Raw genomic sequence first — 22,463 nt, 5'->3', positions numbered from 1 at the left:
GAAGTTGATGAGAGCCTAGCTTTAAATATTGGGTAAGTAAGTAGGATAAAGATTAGAATTGGAAGATAAGGTAGAAGCACATTGTATCTCATCTAAGAATATCAAAGAATGGAGTAGTGGTAGTTTGGATAATGGACCTTCCTTGTTGATCTATTTGATGACAATCATATTGTTGGGCATCACTGTAGGATCTTTCGTATTATTTATAAGACGGCTGCTTATTAATTCAAAAGTTAATCATAAGCGAACGAAAAATGTTGAAGAGAAGCTCGATAAGATTATCGAGTTGCTAGAAGAAAAATAATTAAAATATGTCCGTATGAAGAAGTGGAAGCTTGAGTAAATCTGATTGTGGCGTGTATGCGCGCAGTCTTTTTTCTATTTCTGTTTAACGGTGATCGAAAAGGAATGAGAAATTCCTAGTTCCTTAAAATAAACAAGAAATAACAGTCCCGCTATTTAGTTAAAGAACGATTCATTAGGAAGGCGTGATTTCTATGACTCTGTTAAGAAAAGTTAATTTGTTATTGGCAATCGTAGCAATAGGAATGGCTTTCAATCATTTTTTTATTTTGCCTAACGCGATTTCTAGTCAAGTCTTTATCTCATTTTTGTTTGTCATGTTTCTACTGTTTGGAATCGAAAAAATAAGAGAAGAAGAACAAACTAAAAAAATAGCCAATACATACATTGTTACCGCGGTTATACTTTTCATTCTGTTAATGACTGATTTATTATAAAAAAATATAAACTAATGGAAACGCCTGCGTCTCAGAACAGAGCTTATTTCATAACATAGTAAACTATAATTAAATTATGTAAACTAGAAGGATGATTATATGCCGGACTGGTCCTACCATGTCATGTTTAAACCTTTTCTATCAAAATGGAGTCCCGAAGCTTCAAGAGAGTTTATTCATCAGTCCATGAATCGTATCGCTTCACTTCCAGGTGGACAGCATCTCATTCATTTTTTAGGAAGAGAAGAGGTAGCGGGTGAGCTGATGGTTAAGATCGAAGACATTACTTTTCCAGGCTGTGTGGGTCTATCAGGCAAAATTGATCCTAGACTTTCTGGTTTAAAAGGATTTAGCCATTTGGGGTTTGGCTGTATTGAAATTGGTCCGATTACGAAAGAGCCATCTGAAGAATACACGAAACCAACGAGGCTACAAAATGGAAGTATTGCTTTTTCTGAACAGGGAGAGAGAGCGGGCCTTGCAAAGACGCTTCAACGGTTAGATCAAGCCAAGTTGGTTCAGCCCGCTATGTTCCAGTTAAGCGGTAAAAGCGTTGAGCTGATTGAGATCGCTAGAGCTTTAAAACCTTATAATGGTGTTTATGAAATCCATTATAATGAAATCGATTTTACGAATATGGATGTGCTGAGGTCCATTCGAGAATGGAAAAGCATTTATGTTCGAGTGCCAGGTAATCAAATTGAAAAAGCTGACTTGGATTCTATTTCTCCATACATAACGGGTGTTGTGATTGATAAAGTGCAAGGTTTAGATACGTTAGCAAACCTTGCGATACATAAGGAAGCGTTAGCCTATTGTCAAAAAGAATTTCCTTCATTACGATTGGTGACTGTGGGTGGAGTGAAAGAGCCAGAAGATGCTCTACAGCTAGTGAATAACGGTGCTGATTTGTTGTTCCTATCTGGTGAATATGTCGAAGCTGGGCCAGGGTTGCCTAAGAGAATTTATGAAGCGATGAACGATAGCGCATTTGAAGAAGAAAGTCGTGGATGGAAAGACTACTTTTTGTTTGGATTATTTATCATGATCGGTGGCATGATTGCTTTAATGTTAAGTCTCACTTCGATCGTTTTACCATATGATGAAAGGTTTATGCAGCTAACTCGTCAGGAGCTGTTGCTCTTTAATGAACGACTCTTATGGTTTATGGCACATGACCGAATGACGTTAGCTGGAACGATGATTTCTGGTGGCATTGTTTATATGACGCTGTCTTATAACGGAGTTAAGTACGGAATGTTGTGGGCAAAGCAGGCGATTGATATTGCCGCAATTATCGGTTTTCTAGGCATCTTGCTTTTCATTGGCTATGGGTACTTCGACTGGTTACACTTGCTGTTTTGGATTGTGTTATTACCCTTTTACTTTAGAGGATACGTGAAAACGAAAGGTATAAAGAGAACGCCAAAATCACGAAACCGTCGGAATGACCAGGCATGGCGTAAAGGCGTTATTGGGCAATTTTGTTTTGTTATGCTTGGATTTTCATTTGTTCTTGGTGGAGTGATTATTGCCGGAATTGGTGTGACAGGGGTTTTTGTCCCAACGGACTTACAATACATCTGCATGCCAGCGGATCTCATTCAGTCCTTCAATGATCGATTGATCTCAGTCATCGCCCATGACCGTGCTGGATTCGGAGGAGCGATGATTAGCGTTGGATTGTTAGTGCTCATGTCTGCTCTCTGGGGCTTCCAATCGGGGAATACATGGCTATGGTGGATGTTTCTTATAGGAGGATTACCTGCGTTTGTAGCAGGAATTTATGTACACATTATGATTGGCTACACGACGTTTATTCACTTGCTTCCAGCTTACATCGCTCTTGCGCTATTTTTTGGAGGATTATATTTTTCAAAACGTTATTTGATGGCGAAGTATTCATCTCGAAGAATTAGTGCTGAATCTTCAATTGTTTAATGGGGTCCTATTTTAATTAGAAGCTGAAGTTCACTTTATGGGGCTTCAGCTTTTTTATATGAATTATTTCCTCATATCATCCTAAAGTCGTAGAGAAGTTCATTCATTGTTCTAGCGCCATGATGCTGGAGAAAGCTTAAAGTATACGTATGTAACAATTAGATTGTTGAAATAACCTGCTTATATATGGTAATTGGAGGGAACGACGATGAAATTTCAAGATTTTAACGCAATGCAAGTTCGAATAGCTAGGCCGACCGATCAATTTGATAAGGTTATTCAGTTTTATGAACATGGATTAGGCTTGCAGCGAGTGGCTGAATTTACTGGACACGCAGGATATACGGGAGTGGTATATGGTTTACCTCATCTATCTTATCAACTAGAGTTCACGTCACATGAAGAAGGTAGCCCTTGCCCTGCTCCTACTGCTGATAACTTAATCGTTTTCTATATTCCAAATGGAGAAGAGCTGAAGAGCGTAGCAAAAAGACTTAATCAAATAGGGCATAGGGAAGTAGAACCTGAAAATGTGTATTGGAAAGAGAAAGGGATAACGATTGAAGATCCTGATGGCTGGAGAGTTGTACTAATGAATACAGAAGGGATTTAAACTTAATAGATACGTAACATTTATACTTGTAGTTGGAATTGAGTGTGGAATAATATGTTAAAATCAACGGTAAGGATAAAAAGGATTTATTATATTGAAACTGCTCACACCAAAATTACGTAAAGCGTCACCACGTTAAAAAGGAGGAGGGGACAAATGACACCTGTTATCTTAACAATTATCACGGTTACAGCCTTAATTGTAGCTACATTTATTGTTTTACGGAAAAGAAAAGCGGCTGGATTGACCGGTATAAAGAGTGCTTTAACGCCAGTGTTTCTCTTTCTCATTGCGATCGTGAACCTTTTAGCTTACTGGTTTGATTTCATGGGAATGATTAACTGGGTTGCGATGATGGTTTTTCTCTTACTCGGTGCTTATTTCACTAAGTACTCCTTGAAAACCGAAAACAACACTTAATCTGTTGTTTTGACTGAAATTGTGTAAACGATGGTTGTTCGGATTGCGTTGTTAGCGACGATGATGCTATCGATGCTTGTTTATATCTACCGTCACTCACTCTTCAATAGGCCTGAAGACATTAAACTGCTTAAGTCCTTGTAGGGATTTGATTGTTACATGGATTGATTCACGATAGGTAAAGTTCTACTATGAATGATTTAGCGTGGGGGAGAACATGATGGAAGTTAAAATACATAAACTTCAAGAAAGTGATGCGGAATCATTGTTTCACTTTGAAGTCGCAAACAGAGTTTATTTCAATAAGATGGTCCCAGATCGTGGAGAAGATTATTATAAATTTGAGACGTTTAACGACAAGCTCGTACAATTAGTAACTGAACAATCTCTCTGTTTATCGACCTTTTACCTTATAAAAGATGAAAATGGCACGATCTTAGGAAGAATTAATTTAGACTTCAGTTCCATCAACAATTGCGCCGAGCTTGGTTATAGAATTGGTGAAGGTTATACCGGCAATGGAATAGCAACTAGAGCGCTCAAGCTTTTATTAGAAAAGACAACCAATCTCGAAGTCATTCAATGCATAGTAGCTAGAACAACTCAAGATAATGTCGCCTCACAGAAAGTACTTGCGAAAAATGGTTTTACACATGCTTATACGGATCAAGATGAAGTCTTATTGAACGGCAAGTTTGTATCGTTGCTTCATTACATATGGGAAAAGGAAGCCCGTTGATTATTATGATCAGCGGGACTTTATTATTATCCAGCTTGCCTTTGTGCAAGCTCTTGATTAAATAAGAGAAGAGCGGATGTATTATCATCTGCTAACTTTAACCTCTCTACGATCGTAAGCGTTTGTGCTTCTTCATCAATTTGTTCTCGTAAGAATTCCTGTACAATAACTGTTGTTTGCGGGTCGATTTTTTTAATATAGTTATAGGCCTGACGGTAGGAATTAGTGATATTTTTTTGATCCATATACGCTGATATTGCTAGGTACAACGTTGTAGAAATGTGTTCGATTAGAATCAACCTGTTTAACAGGTCTTGAACTTCCTTCTGTACCATTCCATCCACCTCGTCATCTTCATATAACTCAATGTACTAAGTAGTTATTTGTCTCGTTACACCATAAAAAGTTTAGTAGAAACAGCCGCTTGTTTGAATTAGATGACTCATTAATATTTTGAAATAGGTTCAAATGGCATTTTTAGTGACAGCTTTAACAAAGCCATAAACTAAAATTATTATATATTATTAAAACCCCTTTGAATTCGTATGATCGAGTTTAAAGGTTTTTTGATTTTTTCATAAAAGTAACCCGTTTCATCTTGTTCATGATCTTCATATATTATCGTATGATCAGTTGAAGTTAAGAAAGAGAAATAAGACAAAATTCACAAGGAAGATCTTCTATCAAATTCCAGAAAAGCAAAATGTCTCTGATAGTTTGCAATAACTTAATGTAACTGTTCCGGAACTTGGCGTTATCGTAGAAAAAGGTAATTGAACAATGTATTTTCAAACTAGTCGAATATGTACACCCTGTCCTAACGCAATGCATACAATATATAAGGAAATATTAAACAAAGGGTAACTTGAAGTAGATGAAAAATTTAATTTATCATGTTTCGAGCCTACTATATTGTTAGAAAGGATAACTGATTATGGCTTTTATAAATCGATTTTCAGTTAATAATTGTGGAGCAATTACATTTACAGGAAATACCCTTGGGCTTAGTGGAATTAGTAATACACCAAATACGGCAGGAACAGATGGTACAATTGGTGCCTTCATTACGCTTGATAGTGCTTCAACTGTCGATGCCTTTCCTCCACCAGCAATCATAGGATCAGCTGGTACAACGACAGACTACACGGAAAATGAATCTCAAGCTGTTCTCGTTCTACCTGTGGGAAGTACGGTGCTCTATGCTGAATTGATTTGGGGAGGATTATATATAAGTAATGATGAAGACCTGTCGGCATTAATAGATGATGACATTTTATTTTCTACTCCGCTCGTAAGTGACACCCCGATTACACCTGATCCTATCACAGCAAATGAATTTAACGGTTTTTATATGCGATCAGCAGATGTTACAACGCTAGTGCAATCTGCTGGAGCAGGAACGTTCAGTGCTGGAAGCGTGCCAGCAATTGTTGATTCAACAGGTTTTGTTAACCATGCGGGGTGGACGTTAGCAGTTGTTTATGAAAACACAGCATTAAATAACCGTAATATGAATCTTTATGTTGGAGCAGATGGACAAGTAAGTAACGGTAACCCGATTGACGTCCCGATAACGGGTTTTTTAACTCCTCCGAGTGGTGACGTAGATGCAAGAGTGCTCTTGAGTGCACAAGAAGGTGACGCGAATATTAGTGGGGACCAGGCGGAATTCGGTGAAGACGCCTTATCGCTAACGAATTTGTCAGGGCCTCGTAACCCGGCAGGAAACTTCTTTGGTTCGCAAATAACAGATGATTCAGGAAATTTAGATACGACTGGTTCTTACGGTGATCGAAATCAAAACCCTGGTACTCCTGGGACAAACATATTGGCGGGAAGACAGGGATGGGACATTAGCAATGTTGATGCGACCAACTACTTACCAAATAATCAAGCATCTGCGTTATTTCGATTTAGTTCCACAGGTGATCTTTATATGCCTAATGCGCTAGGCGTCCAGATTGACTTTGGGGAAGCAGACCTAGAATTGGATAAAGAAGTGAGTAAAACAATCTCGTACGCTGGAGACGTTTTAACATACACCGTTACAATAACAAACGATGGCGTAGTAGAAGCTGACAATGCTTTTTTTGAGGATCTACTTTCTGATGGTTCAGAGTTTATTCCAGATACGGTGAAGATAGACGGCGTTACCCAACCGGGACTAGACCCGGCGGTGGGCTTCTCTTTAGATCCAATTCCAGCAGGAGATTCACGTGTGATCAGCTATAAAATACGTGTTGGTAGCAAGTGTTTTATTATTAATGAAGCAACTCTTACGTATAGCTGTGGTAAAGTTGCAACTAGTAATTCAGTGATTACAACAGCTTGTCAGCGGTGTTGCGGGGATGACGGTGGGTGTTGCTGTTAGTGAAAGGATGCTGTATTTATGCTCAGCATCCTTTTTTTATGTTATAGAGATTTACTACCCCTATCAGTGACTGTAAACTAACTGATTGCTAGATAGAAATATTTTTTAGAAATAGAATAAATAAAAGATGGCATTTTTCTAAATATTTTGAAATAATTGGAAGTGGTTAGCTTTCCATATATTTATGAAAAAAAGGTGGGGTATCGTATGTTTAGGTTAAAAGTGAATGAAGAGGTCTCCTTAAAGTTACTTCAAAACGAAGATGCGCAAGAGCTATTTGCATTGGTTGACCATTCGAGAGATTATTTAAGGGAATGGCTGCCCTGGGTAGACAATATGAAAGAAGAAGAGGATTATTTGCCAGTGATTGAAATGTGGCTAAAGCAGTTTTCTTCACATGATGGATTTCAAGCAGGTATTGTGCACAATGGAAGATTAGCAGGCATGGTTGGATTCCATGGCATCGATTGGTCTAACAAGAAAACGAGTATTGGCTATTGGCTATCTGATAAGTTCCAGGGTAAGGGGATTATGACAGCTGCCGTTAATGAACTAATTGTTCAGGCATTTGAAGAATACAATTTGAATCGAATTGAAATACAGTGCGGGATAGAGAATGAAAAAAGTCAGGGAATCCCTAGACGTCTTGGTTTTAAACCAGATGGAATCATAAAAGACGCTGAATATTTGTACGATCACTTTCATGACACTATTCTGTACAGTCTTCTCTCGAAAGAATGGAATGAATATCGTGAGAGTTAATAAACGAACAGAATTTCAAAATACTTTATCGTATAGGGGTATGAATGAGGTGTATTAATGGGAAAGTTATACTTTTATAGCGATCAATTAAATGAAACACCCGGCAACCGAAGATTAGATGAATTATTGTTTAGTGGGGGAAACAAAAAGATTAGCTACATACCTTCAACGGAGGATGAAGAAAAGAATTATTTCGGTACTAAAGTGAATTATTATCGAAACTATGGAATCGAGAATATCATGTTTTTCGATTTATACAGTGAATTTGAACCTACGAAAATAGAGGAATTATTGAGTTCAGATATAATTCATCTCTCAGCAGGTAATCCGCTGGAATTTAGTAAGGCTCTTAAACATCGGCATATGATTCACGTTCTTTTAGATTTCTATAATCGCGGAGGAATTCTTGTTGGGGTGAGCGGAGGAGCGGTTCAACTCGGTAGATCTACAAAGCTATTTCAGATGTTTACAGAAACAACTAGCGAGGCGTTGTACCAAACTTTGGGTCTTGTCGGTTTCGAGTTTTTACCTCACTACAATCGCTGGAGTTCAGATTATAAGAGTAAAGTTTGGGAGTATGTTAAGAGAACAGGAACAACTGTTTATGCAGCGAATGACGGCGATGGAATTATTTTTGAAGAGGGTAAACTACAAATGATAGGTGATATAGTAGTGATGAATAGCGAGTTGTAATGGTACTATCTCAGTAAGATATGGTACATCACTACATTTGCTTGTTTTATAGGAGGACTAAAAATGGATGTATTTGAAGAATATTTAGCAAAGATAGAGAACCTGCAGCACCGAGAGCGAACGGAACAAGTTTTGACCTGGGTACAAAATGAATTTCCAAACCTGGTGCCGAAAATTGCCTGGAATCAGCCAATGTTTACAGATCACGGAACATTTATTATTGCCTTTAGCGTAGCAAAACATCATTTGGCTGTTGCCCCTGAAAAGAATGGAATTGTTCATTTTTCTGAAGAAATGAAACTTGCTGGCTATGACCACACTAAACAACTAATGCGTATTCCGTGGGGTAGTTCAGTTGATTTTTCATTACTTAAAAAAATGATCGAATTCAATATTCATGATAAGGCAGACTGTTCAACTTTCTGGCGCAAGTGAATAAATAGGCGGGACAGGCTTTTATTCGGATCAACCGATTGATCGCCGCTATATGAGATTACATTTAAACTAAATGAAGTTCATTAAATGATAGCTAAGCTTATCTATATGTCGAAAGATGCAGAGAAAACGTCACGGTTTTCTATAATATAAGTATGTTATCCATACATGATCCACTTCGAATGATTCATTTTTGATCAGAATACTTGTAATAGTTTGAAAAATGCAACCTCCCATCTCTACAATAGAAGATAGTTCAACTAGAAGGGGAGGAAAACAGAAATATGAAATCTAGGGAATGGAAATATGGGATTGCGCTTTTTCTTGTAGGGATGTTAACTTTCGGTTTCTCACCGTTAACTGGAAGTGCCAAAGGTGATTGCTTTAACACTGATGCGGCGCTAACACCAGAGGAGCAGCGAATGGAAGACGGTGCCCCTATCCCACAGCAAATTATGGATAAGGCGAAGTTTACAGTTTTTGCAGATGAATTTAAGGAAGATTTGTGCAAAGCGAAAAGTGTAAAAAAAGCAGAGAAAGTGATCGAAAAGCATGGTGAGAAGCTGTGGGATACGGCTGTGGCTCGAGCTCAGGGCGAACGAAATGATTTAGGGGAACTAGATCGTTATGATGATCGCCCGCTATATTGGACTCGATTACATATGACTGCTGCCCTCAGGCAATGGGAACCATCATATACAGTAACGGAGAAAAAGCAAGAAGAACTGATGAAGAAACTAGAGTACACGTCAAGGGGAATTACTTCTATTGATTTTCCAAAAGGGAAGAAAGTTAAGCGCGTTTTAGTAAGTGGATTTGATCCATACCGTTTAGAACAGGAATTTAGGAGATCAAACCCTTCTGGCGCTGCAGCGCTTCAAATGGATGGGAAAGTCGTTTTGACGGAAGAAGGTCCAGCTTTTATTCAAGCAGCGAATTTTCCGGTACGATGGGATGATTTTGATGAAGGAATCGTTGAAGATACATTTGGACCTTACCTGGTTAATAGTAAAGAGCAGGTGGATCTCATGATGACAATCAGTCAAGGGGGTCCAAAAGCTATGACCATCGAAGGGTTTGCCGGGAGATGGCGCACAGGGGTTGGAAACACTCTTGAAGATCGCTCAGAAGTTATTCCGACAGTGAGCAATTGGCCGATGCCTGAAAAACTGCCGGAATTTATTGAAACAACGCTTCCTTACAAGGAAATGATTGCAGCCAATACTGGACCATGGCCGGTGGAAAGAGGCGATGAAGTATGCGAATGGCTCGCACCAGAATATCGTGATAAACCGTATGAATGCCATGAAGGGGGTCCGACTGAAGGATCAAAAGCTCGTAAAGGAGGAGGCGGAAGCTACTTATCGAATGAAAGTCAGTACCGATCCAATCGTGTGCGAATTGGGATAGGAGCTTATGATATTCCGGGTGGACACCTTCACGTAGCCGCTCAGGAGTACTATCCTGAAGATCCTTCCGTTTATATCACTGATGAGTTCCAAAAGTTCCGTCAGGCGACAGTAGATCAAACAGTTGAATTAGTTATAGCGGCTTCAGAGGCTGCTGAAAAGTAACCGTTTAAGAATAATGTTAGAAGTATACAAAACCGCTCTTCATTTAAATGAAGGGCGGTTTTGTATAGCCTGTAAGAGTTAAAAGTAGGTCGGTGAGGTTGGTTGTAATGTAAAGCTACACCCCTATGCTCTTCAAACTGCGATCATTTACACAGACGGAGGGATTAATAAATAAAAGAAGAGAAGAAGCTCGTATTGTTATATTATAGCCCAGAAAGCTTATATAACATAAAAAAAGAAGCGCACGCAGCGCTTCTAGTGAATGGAGCGAAAGACCCCAATTACTTTACCAAGAATAGAAACGGAATCAAGAATGATCGGTTCCATCGATGAGTTTTCCGGTTGAAGTCGGAAGTAGTTGCTTTCTTTAAAGAATCGTTTAACAGTTGCTTCAGCTTCATCTGTCATCGCGACAACAATATCACCGTTATTTGCAGTTGGTTGTTGCTTCACAATGACCATATCACCGTTATAAATACCAGCTTCGATCATACTATCCCCTTCAATCACAAGAATAAAAGTATGCTCTTCATCCTGTGCAAACTGCTCTGGAAGCGGGAAGTATTCTTCTACATTTTCAATGGCAGTGATCGGTTGACCAGCAGTTACTTTACCAATGACGGGAACGTTTACAGTGTGTTGACGAGGAATATCGATTGTTTCATCAAGACCAAGCACTTCGATAGCTCTTGGTTTTGTTGGGTCTCGTCTGATATACCCTTTTTTCTCGAGTCTTGCCAGGTGGCCATGGACAGTGGAGCTTGAAGCGAGTCCAACAGCTTCGCCAATTTCTCTTACAGAGGGTGGATAACCCTTTTGCTTAACTTCGACTTTAATAAAGTCCAGAATGTCCTGCTGACGCTTTGATAGTTTCATAATATCTGGCACCTCGTTCCAATCTATCTATTTGTTAGTAGTATACCAGAATTTTTGTTCGCATACAAACATAAGTTCGAAGAAATTAGTTGACACGAACAGAGGTTCTGATATACTAAAAACAGAACAAATATTCGCATATGGGGTGATTGGGATGAGAAAGCAAGCTGGGGGCTTGTCTGGAGTTGATTTTCTTGTCATTATATCTTTTGTAGCTGTGTTAATTATTGTGTTTTTATCTTTGCGAACAGCTGCAGCTGAGGAGTATGATCGTTACACAACGGTACAATTGGAGCAGGGAGATACTGTTTTAGAAATTGCGGAAGAATTCCGTACTGCACATGAGTTGTCTGATCGGAAGTTCGTCAGCTGGGTTGAAGAAGTGAATAGCATTGATGCAAACCGAATTACAGCAGGAGATACTCTCATCATCCCTGTTGAAGCGAACGCTACCGCACTTGGGGGTAAAGAATAAAGTATGAACGCCGTTATTTATTGTCGGGTAAGCACAAAGAAAGAAGCACAGGAGTCTTCTCTTGCCAGGCAAAAAGAAGAACTACAACGATTTGCATCACAGTCAGGTTTCATTATACAGCGCTTGATTGAAGAAAAGCACAGCGGGTATGACATTGATCGCGATGGCATACTCGAGGTGCTTGACTTATTGAAAGAGGGGCATGTTGAGGCATTGCTCATTCAAGATGAAACGAGACTTGGGAGAGGGAATGCAAAGATCGCTCTTCTACATGCCGTCCATAAATATGGAGGGACGATTTATACAGTGAATCAAAACGGAGAACTTCAATTGTCGGAATCTGATTCGATGGTTCTTGAAATCGTTAGTATCGTTGAAGAATTTCAGCGCAAGCTTCATAATCTGAAAATTAAACGTGGAATGGACAAGGCGGTTAAAGAAGGCTATCGACCGCAGCGAAACCTCAGCCAGCAAAATCAAGGTGGGCGTGAGCGGGTGGAAGTTCCAATCGAAGAAATTGTTAATCTACGAAACCGTGGTCTTACGTTTAATGAAATAGCTGCAACGCTAAAAGGATTTGGACATCACGCTTCGAAAGCAACGGTACATAGACGTTATCAGGAATATGTTGACGAGCAGAACGAGAAGCACTAAACTTGTCTATGTTCAAAACATGCGTTAGCATGTGAGATACAAGTTTCAGTAAAGGAGCTATTTTACATGCCTTTTGAAGATAAACTCCAAAGAATTAACGAGCTATCTCGTAAAGCGAAAGAATCATCATTAACAGAAGATGAGAAAAAAGAACAGAAAAAGCTACGTAAGGAATATTTAGCAAATTTCCGTTCTTCTTTCAAAAACCAACTTCATTCTATAAAAGTTGTAGATGAAGAAGGTACAGATGTAACACCTGAAAAGCTTAAGGAAAGTAAGAAAAACCGTCGCTTTCTTCAGTAGAAAATAGCCTAATTTTGCGAAAAGCAAAATTAGGCTATTTTTATGGTTGCAATTTTTCGAATATTCGTTATACTGTACTATAACAAGATGTACTAATACAAAACGGAGAGGGCGGATATGATGTTTGTTGTAACTGATTCTGCAGCTGAGTTTTACAAAAATGAGATGGAACTTGGTAACGGTGATTGCTTAAGGTTATTCGTACGCTACGCAGGGAGTGGAGACAGCGGAGGTTTTTCTCTTGGGGTCATGTCTGATAAGCCTTCATATGATGATTATAAGCAAGAAATTGGAGGAGTTACGTACTTCGTTCGACCGGACGATCAATGGTTTGTTGATCGAATGAAGCTTGATTATGATGAGAGATCCGGCGGTGTTCTTTGTGACCTGCCGAGTATGGCATAGCATTCTAAAGACCTGTACTATAACATATATGTTATAGTACAGGTCTTTTTAATTTCGACAAAACTAGTGAAGCCTAGCCTCCATGTATAGACAATCATTTTATGAGAACTCATTTATACTTTCTTTTATATGAGTCGATTCTTGGGTAGGGGGGAGTTATATGAGGCATTACGAAATGTATTTCGTTAAGCAGCACATTGCAGAACAATATGCTGGTAAGGAGCATCTGTTGTATCAACTTTTCCTCGAAAGGAAGCGGGCTATTCAGGCTGATCAGAAAGAGCTTCTAGAAAAACAGGTAGCCTTTATTACAGAGCCTGTGGAAGAAGAAGAACTAAATACCTGTTTAGTCAATGAATTGGGTGGCTTTCGCACGTATGAATTTAAAAATGAAGGGCATCGATTGTGTATTAAACAATCTAAAAGCGATGCATCTTTATTTGTTAGAAGCGAGAAGATAAATATATATGCTAGCGGATCAAACGAGGCTGAAACAGTCTTTTTTGAAGTGATACGAAAATTAACTCCTTCGTTCTTTGCGATTGACTTCCAATCCGGTCGATACGGGTGGCTTAACCCAATTAAACAACAGAAACTAGTTTGAATAAACTCCTACTATTTTAATAGACGTTATTGTATAATCATTAAGGGTTGTAGTACACTATTGGAAGAGAAAGAATAAGGAGGAAATCTAGAATGTGGTGGATGTACACGCTTGTGGGCGTGCTAGCGTTGATTGCTGGAGTAGCACTTGGCTTTTTTATTGCCCGCAAATATATGATGGACTATTTAAAGAAGAATCCCCCTATTAATGAAAATATGCTTCGTGTAATGATGATGCAAATGGGGCAAAAACCTTCTCAGAAGAAGATTAATCAGATGATGAAGGCTATGAATAGTCAAATGACAAACAACGATAAATAGCTTATTGAGCACTCTGGTAACAGAGTGCTTTAACAAATCATTGATTGGGTTAGCTTAGTGTGAGAGGTTAGAGTGTAGGATTAACCTTTCTGCTAAATAACACTCAATAATCGCTTAAGTTTTCTCCCAATTAACCAAAACCACTTTTTTCTGTTGAAAGATTAATCAGCAGAGAAAGGTGGTTTTTTGTGTTTTATGGAGATTGAAGATGTTCTAGAAGAGTACATTTATCATTGCCAAGCAAGAGCTTTTACACCTAAAACCTTGATCAATAAGCAACAAGAATACAAGCAATTAAAGAAATTTCTTAAAGAGAGGCGAGGAATTACCGAATTAGAAAGTATTACTGTCTTTGATCTGAGAGCTTATGTAAGAGGGAAACAACAATCAGGTTTAAAGCCACAAAGTATTGTATGTATGTGTAAAAACATATCTGCTTTCTTTAATTGGTGTGTAGGAGAAGAGTATTTAAAAGAAAATATCATGAAGAAAGTTGAACTTCCTAAGGTTCCAAAGGTTATCCATAAAGGTTTTACTGGGGAAGAAGTACAAGCGATGATTGATGCTTTCACTTATGAAAATTATATTTCGGCACGAAATAAGGCAATTATAGCGATGTTATCAGATATTGGCCTACGCTCAATTGAACTCAGAACTCTTACAGTAGAAAATGTGAAAGGTAATACTATTTTAGTTAATGGTAAGGGCAACAAAGAAAGAATGCTTTCAATTAGTCCTGTGTTGAAAAAGATCCTAATCAAATATGAACGTCTAAGAAAACAATATTTTAGCGACAAGATAATTAGAGCTGATCGCTATTTCCTTTCCTATACAGGGGATGAGCTTTCACATGTTGGCTTATATAACATCATTAAGTTAGCAGGTAAGAGGGCTGGTATAGAAGGTAAGAGGGTGAGTCCTCATTCGTTTAGGCATTTCTATTCTGTCCAGTGTTTGAACAATGGGAATTTGGATTTGCATAGCTTATCTTTGTTACTTGGTCATTCTGAAGTAACTACCACTCAACGATACTTATCATCTATGAGCAATCAGCAATTATTAAATAAAGCTGTAGCAAGTAGTCCATTAATGAATTTGAATAGAAAATCTATACGATAAAAGTGACATTTTATCAGATTAAAAACCTTGATATATCAACGTTTTTAGAAGGTGATTTTTACTACTTTTTAATGAGGATTGGACAAGCAATATAAATAAAAGAGCACAGAAAAAGAGCGCTAGTGACTGCAATCACCAACGCTCCCATGACTCATAAATATACCCTACGCTTATTATACCTTTTTTTGAAAGAGGTATCAATGAGATTATTTGTTAAACCCAAATTTAGGGTCTTCTGTGTTCTCCAAATTGGAGGACTAACTATGTACATAAACTCGTATGCGGACTTGAAACAGTTTGTTTCTTTTAAGTCTGTCGATGATATGAATAATATTATTGATCAATTTAAGATAAGACATAAGTATGACCTCAACAAATCCGACTTAGCACTATTAACATTCCTCTCACAACACTCATGTAAATATCCAGGGGTTTCTTATCTTAAAAACTCCACTATTTGTGCTGCAATCAATAAGTCTGAATCAACCGTAGAACGCTCTAAACGTAAATTAAAGCAGTTAGGTATCCTATGTATCAAGTCCACTAAGAAGAGGCATGGGGGAACGGGAAGTAATATCTATGTGCTTTTAGATGATTCTACCTGTTTAGATAAGAGTGACAACGTGGAAATGACAACCCCATATAAAGCTCATACTTCTATTAAAGCAAATAATAAAGAACTACGTCATGTGGGAGAGGAAAAAACTCAATCTGGATTGGATTTATCTTATTTACCTAAATCAATTTCTGCTGACTTCGCTAAAGAAGTATTCAAGTTCTTTCCATCTCCTTACACAGTCTATCGCTATTTTGGTAAAGTTATGCAAGCACATAAGCAATCTAATTTAGAATGCAATGTATCTGATGTCATGGATCAAGCTATCCATGCCTTTAAATCAACCATATTCAAAGCTAAAATGGCTACAGCTCATGGAACTAAACCTATTCGAAACATTACAGCTTATTTTTATGGAACCCTTAGAACGGCTTTCTGTGAGCTTAGGAGACGAGAGGTAGCTGATCGAGTTAAGCCTATTTATGACTGGAATGGCATTAAAAAAGATGCCTATGTTTAGGCATCCTGTTCCACTTTGACGAATTCAACTACGTCTTCTACATCACAATCAAGATATTCGCAAATCTTCATTATGCTGCTAAGGGAGATTGTTTCACCTTTTGCAATTTTAGCAATAATTGTTGGTGATAATTTAACTTCATTCCTTAAGTCAGTTTTTGTTTTGTCATTTTTAATTAGAGTAATTTCTAGTGGTTTATATGATAATTTCATCATCTTAAAGCCTCCCTCAACACTTAGTATACTATATGTACGGATATCTATACAAAAAGTTTCGAAAAGTTGTTGACAATATGTACATAAAAGTGTACATTTAGTACAAGAAGTAAAACAAATTCGAGGGGGATTTAAAATGACAACACTAACAAGCAAGCTTAATGAAATGGGTATCGCTATCAAAGGTGACATGCTTCAGAAGGACATGGAAACAATCCTTAACTCTGATTACAACGTTTCTGAATTTATCTCTTCCTTCCTAGCATCGCCAGAACGCATTTATTTTGCAGCTCAAGATTATCGTCAACACCTTATCGCTCAATCCACTCCTACTTTCACTGATTTTGAAAACGAATATAAAACTAATCCAGTCTCAGCTCTTACAAATCTGTTTAAACATTATATCCAAGATGGTGAAGTTTCCATGATCAATGAACGTATCGAACAAAGGAAATTTACTCTAAAAGGCTTCTATGACAAATTTATCAGCAAACCACAATATCGCTCACTACGTATCATGCTGATTGCGAAAGGTTAGGTGGATGAAAATGGAAGAGTATAACGCATATTTAGCCTACTTAGCAGGACAAGACTCTAGCAAACTTGCAGATGAGTACAATAAAGCTCTAAAACGGGTCGGGATAGAGAAAAGATAGAAACACTTGTTCGTATAATGTATAATAGACTGTAGATGGAAGATCCTGAGAGGTCTGTCGTCTATAGTCTATTATTTTCATTAGAAAGGTGGTGAATATATGTGTGATCCAGGTGGCAGACCAGGTGGTTTAGATGGAGATAAAAGATAATAACACCAATATACTGCTACTCATGTGTGGGTAGCAGATTTAAAATTTGAAGGGATGATATTAAATGGATCAAAAAGAATTTTTCTACTGTTATTCACCGGTACTTTATAATTTTCTTAAATTTGAAAAAAATATCGCATTCATTTGTACAGGAAGACACTTGGATACAAATAAACAGTTCTGGCAATTTTGGAGAAGTGATGATTTGAGTCAAGCTGTAAAGGAATACCAAGAGAAGAAAAAAGTTAAAAATAATTAACTAAAAATAATTTAGTTAAAAATAATTAACTATTCTCAGAATATAGTTAAAAATAATTAACTAGATTCACATCGAAAAGTGAATATGATTAAAAATAATTAACTAGATTCATAAGTTATACACAAGAAACTAATACATAAGAAACATACATAAGATACTAATTTGTAGGTGGGTTATTTTAAAGGAAGAAAGATCAAAAGATAAGGTCAAACCCAAACCAAAGATACTATTACGTGGAGGTTAAATGTTAATGGAAATGTTTATTAAAGTACCAAATGTATTTACTGTTGAAGGTGAAGAAAAGTTAACGTCTGAAGAATTGTATTTGTACTATTATCTTAACACGTTGGAATTACGATGGTATAGAAAAGTTATTAAAACAAATGTTGAATTGCTTTCTTCTGACTTTACGCTAAAGAAAAATATTAATCAAAATAAGAACAGGATTAAAGAAGTATTAGATTCATTGATTGAAAAAAGTGTATTTGAATCAGTTGAAGTTGAAAGAGATGCTAAAGGAAGTATTAAGACAAACTCAACGATTACAATTATTAAGAAAGCTGATGACTATTACTTAAATCGTGAAGAATCTTTTAAAAATGGGTATGAACAGATACCATACAATCTATTTGAAAAGGTTAATGGGTCGAAGGTATTCAATCGTGCTGATCAGTTTTTGATTATTTGTTACATATCAAAAGTTAAAAGACCAGTTTCGATTGGTGAATGGACTTCAATATTGGAATGTGACAAGAATACAGTTCAAAATAAATTAAATGATTTGCAGGAACGTAAAATTATAAATGTTACATCTGGCCGTTATTATTTGGCAGAAGATAACGTTGTAAGGCAAGAAATGAATACATATGAGATTGCTGAAGAACAAGTAAATGAAGTAGTTAAAGATGACTCTCCTTTAAATGAAGCGTCTGAAACAAGAAAACATAACTGGTACGATAAAGACTTTCCAACTGAACAGTGCTATTACATATACTTAACAACTGAAGATGATAAATTAAAGAAACATGCTGAAAAGCGTATGAAATTGTTTGATAAAAATAATTTCTCTAAAAGGAAACGTGATGAAGGTTTGAGTTATGCAAAAAATAAAATTGCTGAAATAGAGCGACAAAAAGAAATGCAGCTTAAACGAGAAGAAGATAAGGGAATCATCCACATGATTGAAGATGAAAATAAATTTGTTATTAAGCGTGATAATGAGTACCTGGAATTAAATAATGCTGATAACTTGAAAATGACTGATTCAATTGTTTCTGTCAGAGAGGATCATTCCAATCATCCTATTGCAAACAAAGAATTGTTTACTGAGTCAGTCTCTGGAATTGTAAATGGTATCTATCGTGATGATGATGAGTTTGATGTTCGTATTAGTGACAAAGTAAGAAATGGAATTTTCCATAAATTACTTGATGACATCAAGACACAAGGAACTGTAAATAGGTACAAGATAGATAGCTATCGTAAAGAGTTACTAAATGAAATCAATCAAGACAAAAAATATGATGATGATTGGGAAGGTGATAAGTATAGTTTTTCTCCTACTTCCGGTGAGAGAAATGATAGCTTAGCAGAAAGGAAAAGGGAGTTTATGTTAAATGTTAAACGTGATCAGGAACAGAGTGAGAAAAGAGATGCGTTAAAAAGTAATCCAGTATTAGCGATTTTCGATGATGAGGAAGAATTTAACGAAGATGATATTTTTAGCTTAGATTGATAAAAAACCATTGCATTAATTATTAAAAAAAGTTATAATTTAGTGTTATGAAACTTTGACAATTAAATAAGAAACAAAGTATAATAAAGGTAGGCACTAAGTGTGTCTATCTTTTTTGCATTAAAGGTCAGATATGGTCAAACTTCAATATTGTCTGTTGTGTCGGTGTATAAAACTAAAAGGTGGATTGATTTAATGGGTAATCTTGATAATCAAATTTATTGCTACAGTGTTGGTACGTCAGCTTTTCACACTGATGAAGAGGATAGAGTGTTTAAGGAATTGGTGAATAGGAAGGGCTACATTAAGCGACTTAGACGAGATAAAGATAATGACAATAAGGATGAGATTAAAAAGGTTAGGGAGAAAGTTAAGGAATTAGAAGTTGAGTTACGAAGTTTAGTGGATAGACATGAAGGTGTTAGGACGGTACGCAAAGAAGAGTTGAAACCTTATAGTGTAGTTGGGATTTTTGAGTCAGTATTAACTCGTACATTCGGTATTGAATCTGGTAAAGATATGGATAAAGTGACAAAGGATATTGTAATTGTACAGTCTTACCACTTATCAGTGTTTAGAGATTTAATTGAATACGGATTTGTTGATGAAAATGGAGAACAGTATCAATACCTTAGTTCATCTGCTGGCCAAACAAGACAGAAGAAGGGTGTTTGGGTAAAGAAAGTATTGTGGGATAAACATAAGGATAGCCTTACATGTGGATTGAGTGTTGAGGATATAAATCAAAAAGGCTCGATTAATATTACGAAGTATCTTGCTTATTCCGCGCTAATTACAGGAGCTTCAGATGAGTGGTTGGATTTCAACATTGATGAATGTATTGTAGTGGATGATATGGACGTTATTGTAAATGGTGAAGTTGATTACATAGATAATAATACATATGAGATTACAAGAAAGAGAATGGACATAGATATTACTGCAACAGATGGAGTTGGAATGATGCTACCTAGCGTATCGGAAAAGAACTTCATGGTGCGTCTACCGTTTCTGAAAGGTTTGTTGGCTGTCATGTCTTTTGATGAAATCGCAAGAGAGTGTGGTAAATGCAAAGTAACAGACGTGTGGGGCAAAGAGTGGGATGTTATCGAAGATGGGATTAAGATTATTTTTACTAAGAGTCAGCTAAAACTTTGGAAATTCTTTGATTCATGGGATCACTACAAAGATAACTTTAAGAAATTCAATTGTCAGGCTGCTAAATTGAATGAAGAAGAAGATACTTTTAATCAAGGTAAGCTTACATATCAATTTTTACAAACTTTAACGGACGTTAAAGACGATGAGCTTGAAAGTATCGTTAAATCCACAAATTACACTATCGATAACATTGGAAGTCGTCAAGATGTCATGTTGAGAGTACTTGGTGCTACTGAATCGAATGAACAAAAGAGAAGTTATCAAAAATGTTTGATGAAGTATCCTGAGTTGTTAAATGATGCCCATTCAAAAAGTACCATCAAAGCGAAGAAGAAGGCGATGGTGAATGATGCAAAGATGGGTAAGCTCAACGTGAATGGTTCGTACACTTTCGTTATTCCTGATCTATACTCGTTTTCTACATATCTATTTACCGGTGAAGCTAAGCCACTCTTAAATGATGGTGAAGTACATTGTAAGTTAAATAAGAGTGGCAGGACTGGGATTCTCCGCAGCCCCCATTTGTATAGAGAGTGGGGCTTGGCTCAGAATAAAATAGACGATAAAAGAAGTAAGTATTTTACTACTGATGCTTTATATGTAGCTAATGAATCTCTTTTATCTAAGTTGATCCAAAATGATTGGGATGGAGATAAAGCATTAGTTGTCCAAGATAAAGTTTTACTTGATGTAGCTGAGAGAAATATGAAGAATGATGATATTGTCCCGTTATATTATGAGATGGCTAAAGCTGAAGCTCAAGAGATTAATAGTAAGAATATCTTTAATAGCCTTGTCCTTGCGATGGGTGGAAAAATTGGATTGTATTCGAATAGCATCACAAAAATATTTGCCCAACCTAATCCTGATTTACGAGTAGTGGCTTGGCTATGTATGGAAAATAATTTCGAGATCGACTATGCTAAAACGCTTTTCAGACCAACTAGACCAACCGAAATTGATGAAATCATTAAGCAATATACGAAAGGTGATTTACCGGCATTCTTCCAATTTGATAGTCGTAAAATTAAGAAGAAGGATAATCGAATAGTTAAAGAGCCGAGAGTTGCAGCTAAGACGGATAGTACGGTTAATCGCTTGGAGGATTTAATAAGTAATAAGCGTATCCACTTTAGAGAAATTGCTGGAGGTAAGTTTGATTATAAATTGCTGATGAATAATCCTAAAACTAAGATTGATGATAAGGTTATTGAGAAATATGAAGAGTTGAATGAGGAAAAAAGAAAGTTGATTGACAAGAATAAAGAAGAGTTTGATAAGAATAAGAAAGATAACAAGTTGTATGTGTACGTTTTAATAAGAAATGAGTTGCTAAAGATTAATCCTGATCCAATGTATGTAGCTGATGTTTTAATACAATATCTATTTGGAGTGAAGGATAGTAGCTTTAAATCTACACTTTGGGAATCGTTTGGAGAAGAGATAGAAGTGAACCTGGATAAAAATTTAGATGAAGCATTGGAATGTGAAGACTGTGATTCGAAGTTTAGAAAGGTTAAACGAGGTCAAGTTAGATGTGAATCTTGTTATGAAATTGAGTTGAAAAGAATCGATAGAGAAAGGAAAAGGAAAGCAAGAGAAAAGAAGAAAATTTCAATCGGACAAAATTTGGCAATAGCTGAATAAACCCAGTTATATCAAGGGTTTGAAGCGATTTAATAGAATAAGAGTTAAGCGTATATTAGGGAGATAAAATAATCGCTAATATACACAATTAAGGGCAAGGATGCTCCCCTTTTTTATTATTTTTATATTTTACATAATTTTTCATTCGTTACCGTAATTATAATTTATCACGGTTTCGAGCACATAGCAAGCTTTTATTAATTATAAGGATGGAAAAGTAATGATTACAAGCAAAAAGAGCAACAAGAGACTGCAATATCAAGTTGATAAAGATGGTCTCGTTAAAGTAGTACATAGCAAATAATACATATTATTGCATCCGGTCATTGATCGGGTGCTTTTTAATTTACAAGACAATTGGAGGAGAAGAAATGACAGATTTAGAGAGATTGGAAAATGAAAATTGTTACTTAAAGAATCAGATCAAATTGCTAGAGATTGAGCTTTTACAAACTAAGATGAATCAAAAATTAGATGAAATGATCAAGAAAGTTAGCTAGTCCGATAGGGCTGGCTTTTT

General features: G+C 36.7%; 26 protein-coding genes. 23 read left to right on the top strand and 3 right to left on the bottom strand.

What is annotated here, in order from left to right; genetic code table 11:
- Positions 1-58: 58 nt before the first annotated feature.
- The 5 genes from ABVF21_RS02300 (at position 59) to ABVF21_RS02280 (ending at position 4,453) form a co-directional block, all read left to right on the top strand.
- Positions 59-304, top strand: coding sequence for a DUF4083 domain-containing protein (locus ABVF21_RS02300; protein WP_303531360.1), 246 nt, complete (start codon positions 59-61; stop codon positions 302-304).
- Positions 305-839: 535 nt separating this feature from the next.
- Positions 840-2,681 (top strand): dihydroorotate dehydrogenase, encoded by a 1,842-nt coding sequence (locus ABVF21_RS02295; protein WP_371017417.1) that lies wholly within the window; start codon positions 840-842, stop codon positions 2,679-2,681.
- A gap of 208 nt (positions 2,682-2,889) precedes the next feature.
- Positions 2,890-3,294: a VOC family protein gene (locus ABVF21_RS02290; protein ID WP_371017416.1), complete on the top strand. Its 405-nt coding sequence runs from the start codon at positions 2,890-2,892 to the stop codon at positions 3,292-3,294.
- Positions 3,295-3,450: 156 nt separating this feature from the next.
- Positions 3,451-3,714, top strand: coding sequence for a hypothetical protein (locus ABVF21_RS02285; protein ID WP_371017415.1), 264 nt, complete (start codon positions 3,451-3,453; stop codon positions 3,712-3,714).
- A 220-nt stretch (positions 3,715-3,934) separates the two neighbouring features.
- Positions 3,935-4,453, top strand: coding sequence for a GNAT family N-acetyltransferase (locus ABVF21_RS02280; RefSeq protein ID WP_371017414.1), 519 nt, complete (start codon positions 3,935-3,937; stop codon positions 4,451-4,453).
- A gap of 26 nt (positions 4,454-4,479) precedes the next feature.
- Here ABVF21_RS02280 and ABVF21_RS02275 read toward each other — a convergent pair whose 3' ends face one another.
- Positions 4,480-4,788 (bottom strand): hypothetical protein, encoded by a 309-nt coding sequence (locus ABVF21_RS02275; protein WP_371017413.1) that lies wholly within the window; start codon positions 4,786-4,788, stop codon positions 4,480-4,482.
- Positions 4,789-5,387: 599 nt separating this feature from the next.
- Between ABVF21_RS02275 and ABVF21_RS02270 the strand changes: the two genes are divergently transcribed.
- From ABVF21_RS02270 to ABVF21_RS02250, 5 genes are all read left to right on the top strand, one after another.
- Positions 5,388-6,824 carry a DUF11 domain-containing protein gene (locus ABVF21_RS02270; RefSeq protein ID WP_303531371.1) on the top strand — a complete coding sequence of 479 codons (1,437 nt, stop codon included), beginning with the start codon at positions 5,388-5,390 and terminating at the stop codon, positions 6,822-6,824.
- Between the two features lie 207 nt (positions 6,825-7,031).
- Complete coding sequence (locus tag ABVF21_RS02265; RefSeq protein WP_303531373.1) at positions 7,032-7,586, top strand: GNAT family N-acetyltransferase; 555 nt, start codon at positions 7,032-7,034, stop codon at positions 7,584-7,586.
- 57 nt (positions 7,587-7,643) lie between these two features.
- Positions 7,644-8,279, top strand: coding sequence for a Type 1 glutamine amidotransferase-like domain-containing protein (locus ABVF21_RS02260; RefSeq protein WP_371017412.1), 636 nt, complete (start codon positions 7,644-7,646; stop codon positions 8,277-8,279).
- A 63-nt stretch (positions 8,280-8,342) separates the two neighbouring features.
- Positions 8,343-8,714 (top strand): iron chaperone, encoded by a 372-nt coding sequence (locus tag ABVF21_RS02255; RefSeq protein ID WP_303531375.1) that lies wholly within the window; start codon positions 8,343-8,345, stop codon positions 8,712-8,714.
- A gap of 284 nt (positions 8,715-8,998) precedes the next feature.
- Complete coding sequence (locus ABVF21_RS02250; protein WP_371017411.1) at positions 8,999-10,288, top strand: hypothetical protein; 1,290 nt, start codon at positions 8,999-9,001, stop codon at positions 10,286-10,288.
- 255 nt (positions 10,289-10,543) lie between these two features.
- Here the strand turns inward: ABVF21_RS02250 and lexA are convergent, their stop codons facing one another.
- Positions 10,544-11,167, bottom strand: coding sequence for a transcriptional repressor LexA (gene lexA / locus ABVF21_RS02245; RefSeq protein ID WP_194222291.1), 624 nt, complete (start codon positions 11,165-11,167; stop codon positions 10,544-10,546).
- 151 nt (positions 11,168-11,318) lie between these two features.
- Between lexA and yneA the strand changes: the two genes are divergently transcribed.
- From yneA to ABVF21_RS02205, 8 genes are all read left to right on the top strand, one after another.
- On the top strand, positions 11,319-11,639 hold the full coding sequence (yneA, locus tag ABVF21_RS02240; protein WP_303531380.1) for a cell division suppressor protein YneA: 321 nt from the start codon (positions 11,319-11,321) through the stop codon (positions 11,637-11,639).
- 3 nt (positions 11,640-11,642) lie between these two features.
- Positions 11,643-12,293 carry a YneB family resolvase-like protein gene (locus ABVF21_RS02235; RefSeq protein WP_303531383.1) on the top strand — a complete coding sequence of 217 codons (651 nt, stop codon included), beginning with the start codon at positions 11,643-11,645 and terminating at the stop codon, positions 12,291-12,293.
- Positions 12,294-12,359: 66 nt separating this feature from the next.
- Positions 12,360-12,596: a DUF896 domain-containing protein gene (locus ABVF21_RS02230; RefSeq protein ID WP_194221499.1), complete on the top strand. Its 237-nt coding sequence runs from the start codon at positions 12,360-12,362 to the stop codon at positions 12,594-12,596.
- A gap of 117 nt (positions 12,597-12,713) precedes the next feature.
- A complete protein-coding gene (locus ABVF21_RS02225; RefSeq protein ID WP_194221500.1) occupies positions 12,714-13,001 on the top strand; it encodes a HesB/YadR/YfhF family protein in 288 nt (95 codons plus the stop codon).
- Positions 13,002-13,161: 160 nt separating this feature from the next.
- Complete coding sequence (sirA, locus tag ABVF21_RS02220; RefSeq protein WP_371017410.1) at positions 13,162-13,605, top strand: sporulation inhibitor of replication protein SirA; 444 nt, start codon at positions 13,162-13,164, stop codon at positions 13,603-13,605.
- Positions 13,606-13,697: 92 nt separating this feature from the next.
- The gene (locus ABVF21_RS02215) at positions 13,698-13,925 is read left to right on the top strand and encodes a YneF family protein (protein ID WP_098443499.1); all 228 of its coding nucleotides are present in this window, start codon (positions 13,698-13,700) and stop codon (positions 13,923-13,925) included.
- 195 nt (positions 13,926-14,120) lie between these two features.
- Entirely contained in the window at positions 14,121-15,044 is a 924-nt protein-coding gene (locus ABVF21_RS02210) for a tyrosine-type recombinase/integrase (RefSeq protein ID WP_371017409.1), read from the top strand.
- Positions 15,045-15,307: 263 nt separating this feature from the next.
- Positions 15,308-16,120: a helix-turn-helix domain-containing protein gene (locus ABVF21_RS02205; protein ID WP_371017408.1), complete on the top strand. Its 813-nt coding sequence runs from the start codon at positions 15,308-15,310 to the stop codon at positions 16,118-16,120.
- Here ABVF21_RS02205 and ABVF21_RS02200 read toward each other — a convergent pair.
- Entirely contained in the window at positions 16,117-16,335 is a 219-nt protein-coding gene (locus ABVF21_RS02200) for a helix-turn-helix domain-containing protein (protein WP_371017407.1), read from the bottom strand. The two genes, ABVF21_RS02205 and ABVF21_RS02200, sit on opposite strands and share 4 nt — an antisense overlap.
- 136 nt (positions 16,336-16,471) lie before the next feature.
- Here ABVF21_RS02200 and ABVF21_RS02195 point away from each other — a divergent pair, with 136 nt between their 5' ends.
- The 5 genes from ABVF21_RS02195 (at position 16,472) to ABVF21_RS02175 (ending at position 22,443) form a co-directional block, all read left to right on the top strand.
- Complete coding sequence (locus ABVF21_RS02195) at positions 16,472-16,873, top strand: hypothetical protein (RefSeq protein WP_371017406.1); 402 nt, start codon at positions 16,472-16,474, stop codon at positions 16,871-16,873.
- 332 nt (positions 16,874-17,205) lie between these two features.
- Complete coding sequence (locus ABVF21_RS02190; protein ID WP_371017405.1) at positions 17,206-17,400, top strand: hypothetical protein; 195 nt, start codon at positions 17,206-17,208, stop codon at positions 17,398-17,400.
- 250 nt (positions 17,401-17,650) lie between these two features.
- Positions 17,651-19,135 (top strand): hypothetical protein, encoded by a 1,485-nt coding sequence (locus tag ABVF21_RS02185; protein ID WP_371017404.1) that lies wholly within the window; start codon positions 17,651-17,653, stop codon positions 19,133-19,135.
- A 195-nt stretch (positions 19,136-19,330) separates the two neighbouring features.
- Positions 19,331-21,943, top strand: a complete 2,613-nt coding sequence (locus ABVF21_RS02180) for a hypothetical protein (RefSeq protein ID WP_371017403.1) — start codon at positions 19,331-19,333, stop codon at positions 21,941-21,943.
- Positions 21,944-22,314: 371 nt separating this feature from the next.
- Entirely contained in the window at positions 22,315-22,443 is a 129-nt protein-coding gene (locus ABVF21_RS02175; protein ID WP_371017402.1) for a hypothetical protein, read from the top strand.
- The last annotated feature ends 20 nt before the right edge of the window (positions 22,444-22,463 follow it).

The organism is Pseudalkalibacillus sp. JSM 102089, assembly GCF_041366475.1.
GTDB lineage: Bacteria > Bacillota > Bacilli > Bacillales > Guptibacillaceae > Guptibacillus > Guptibacillus hwajinpoensis_B.
This window is presented reverse-complemented; position numbering and strand designations above follow the sequence as displayed.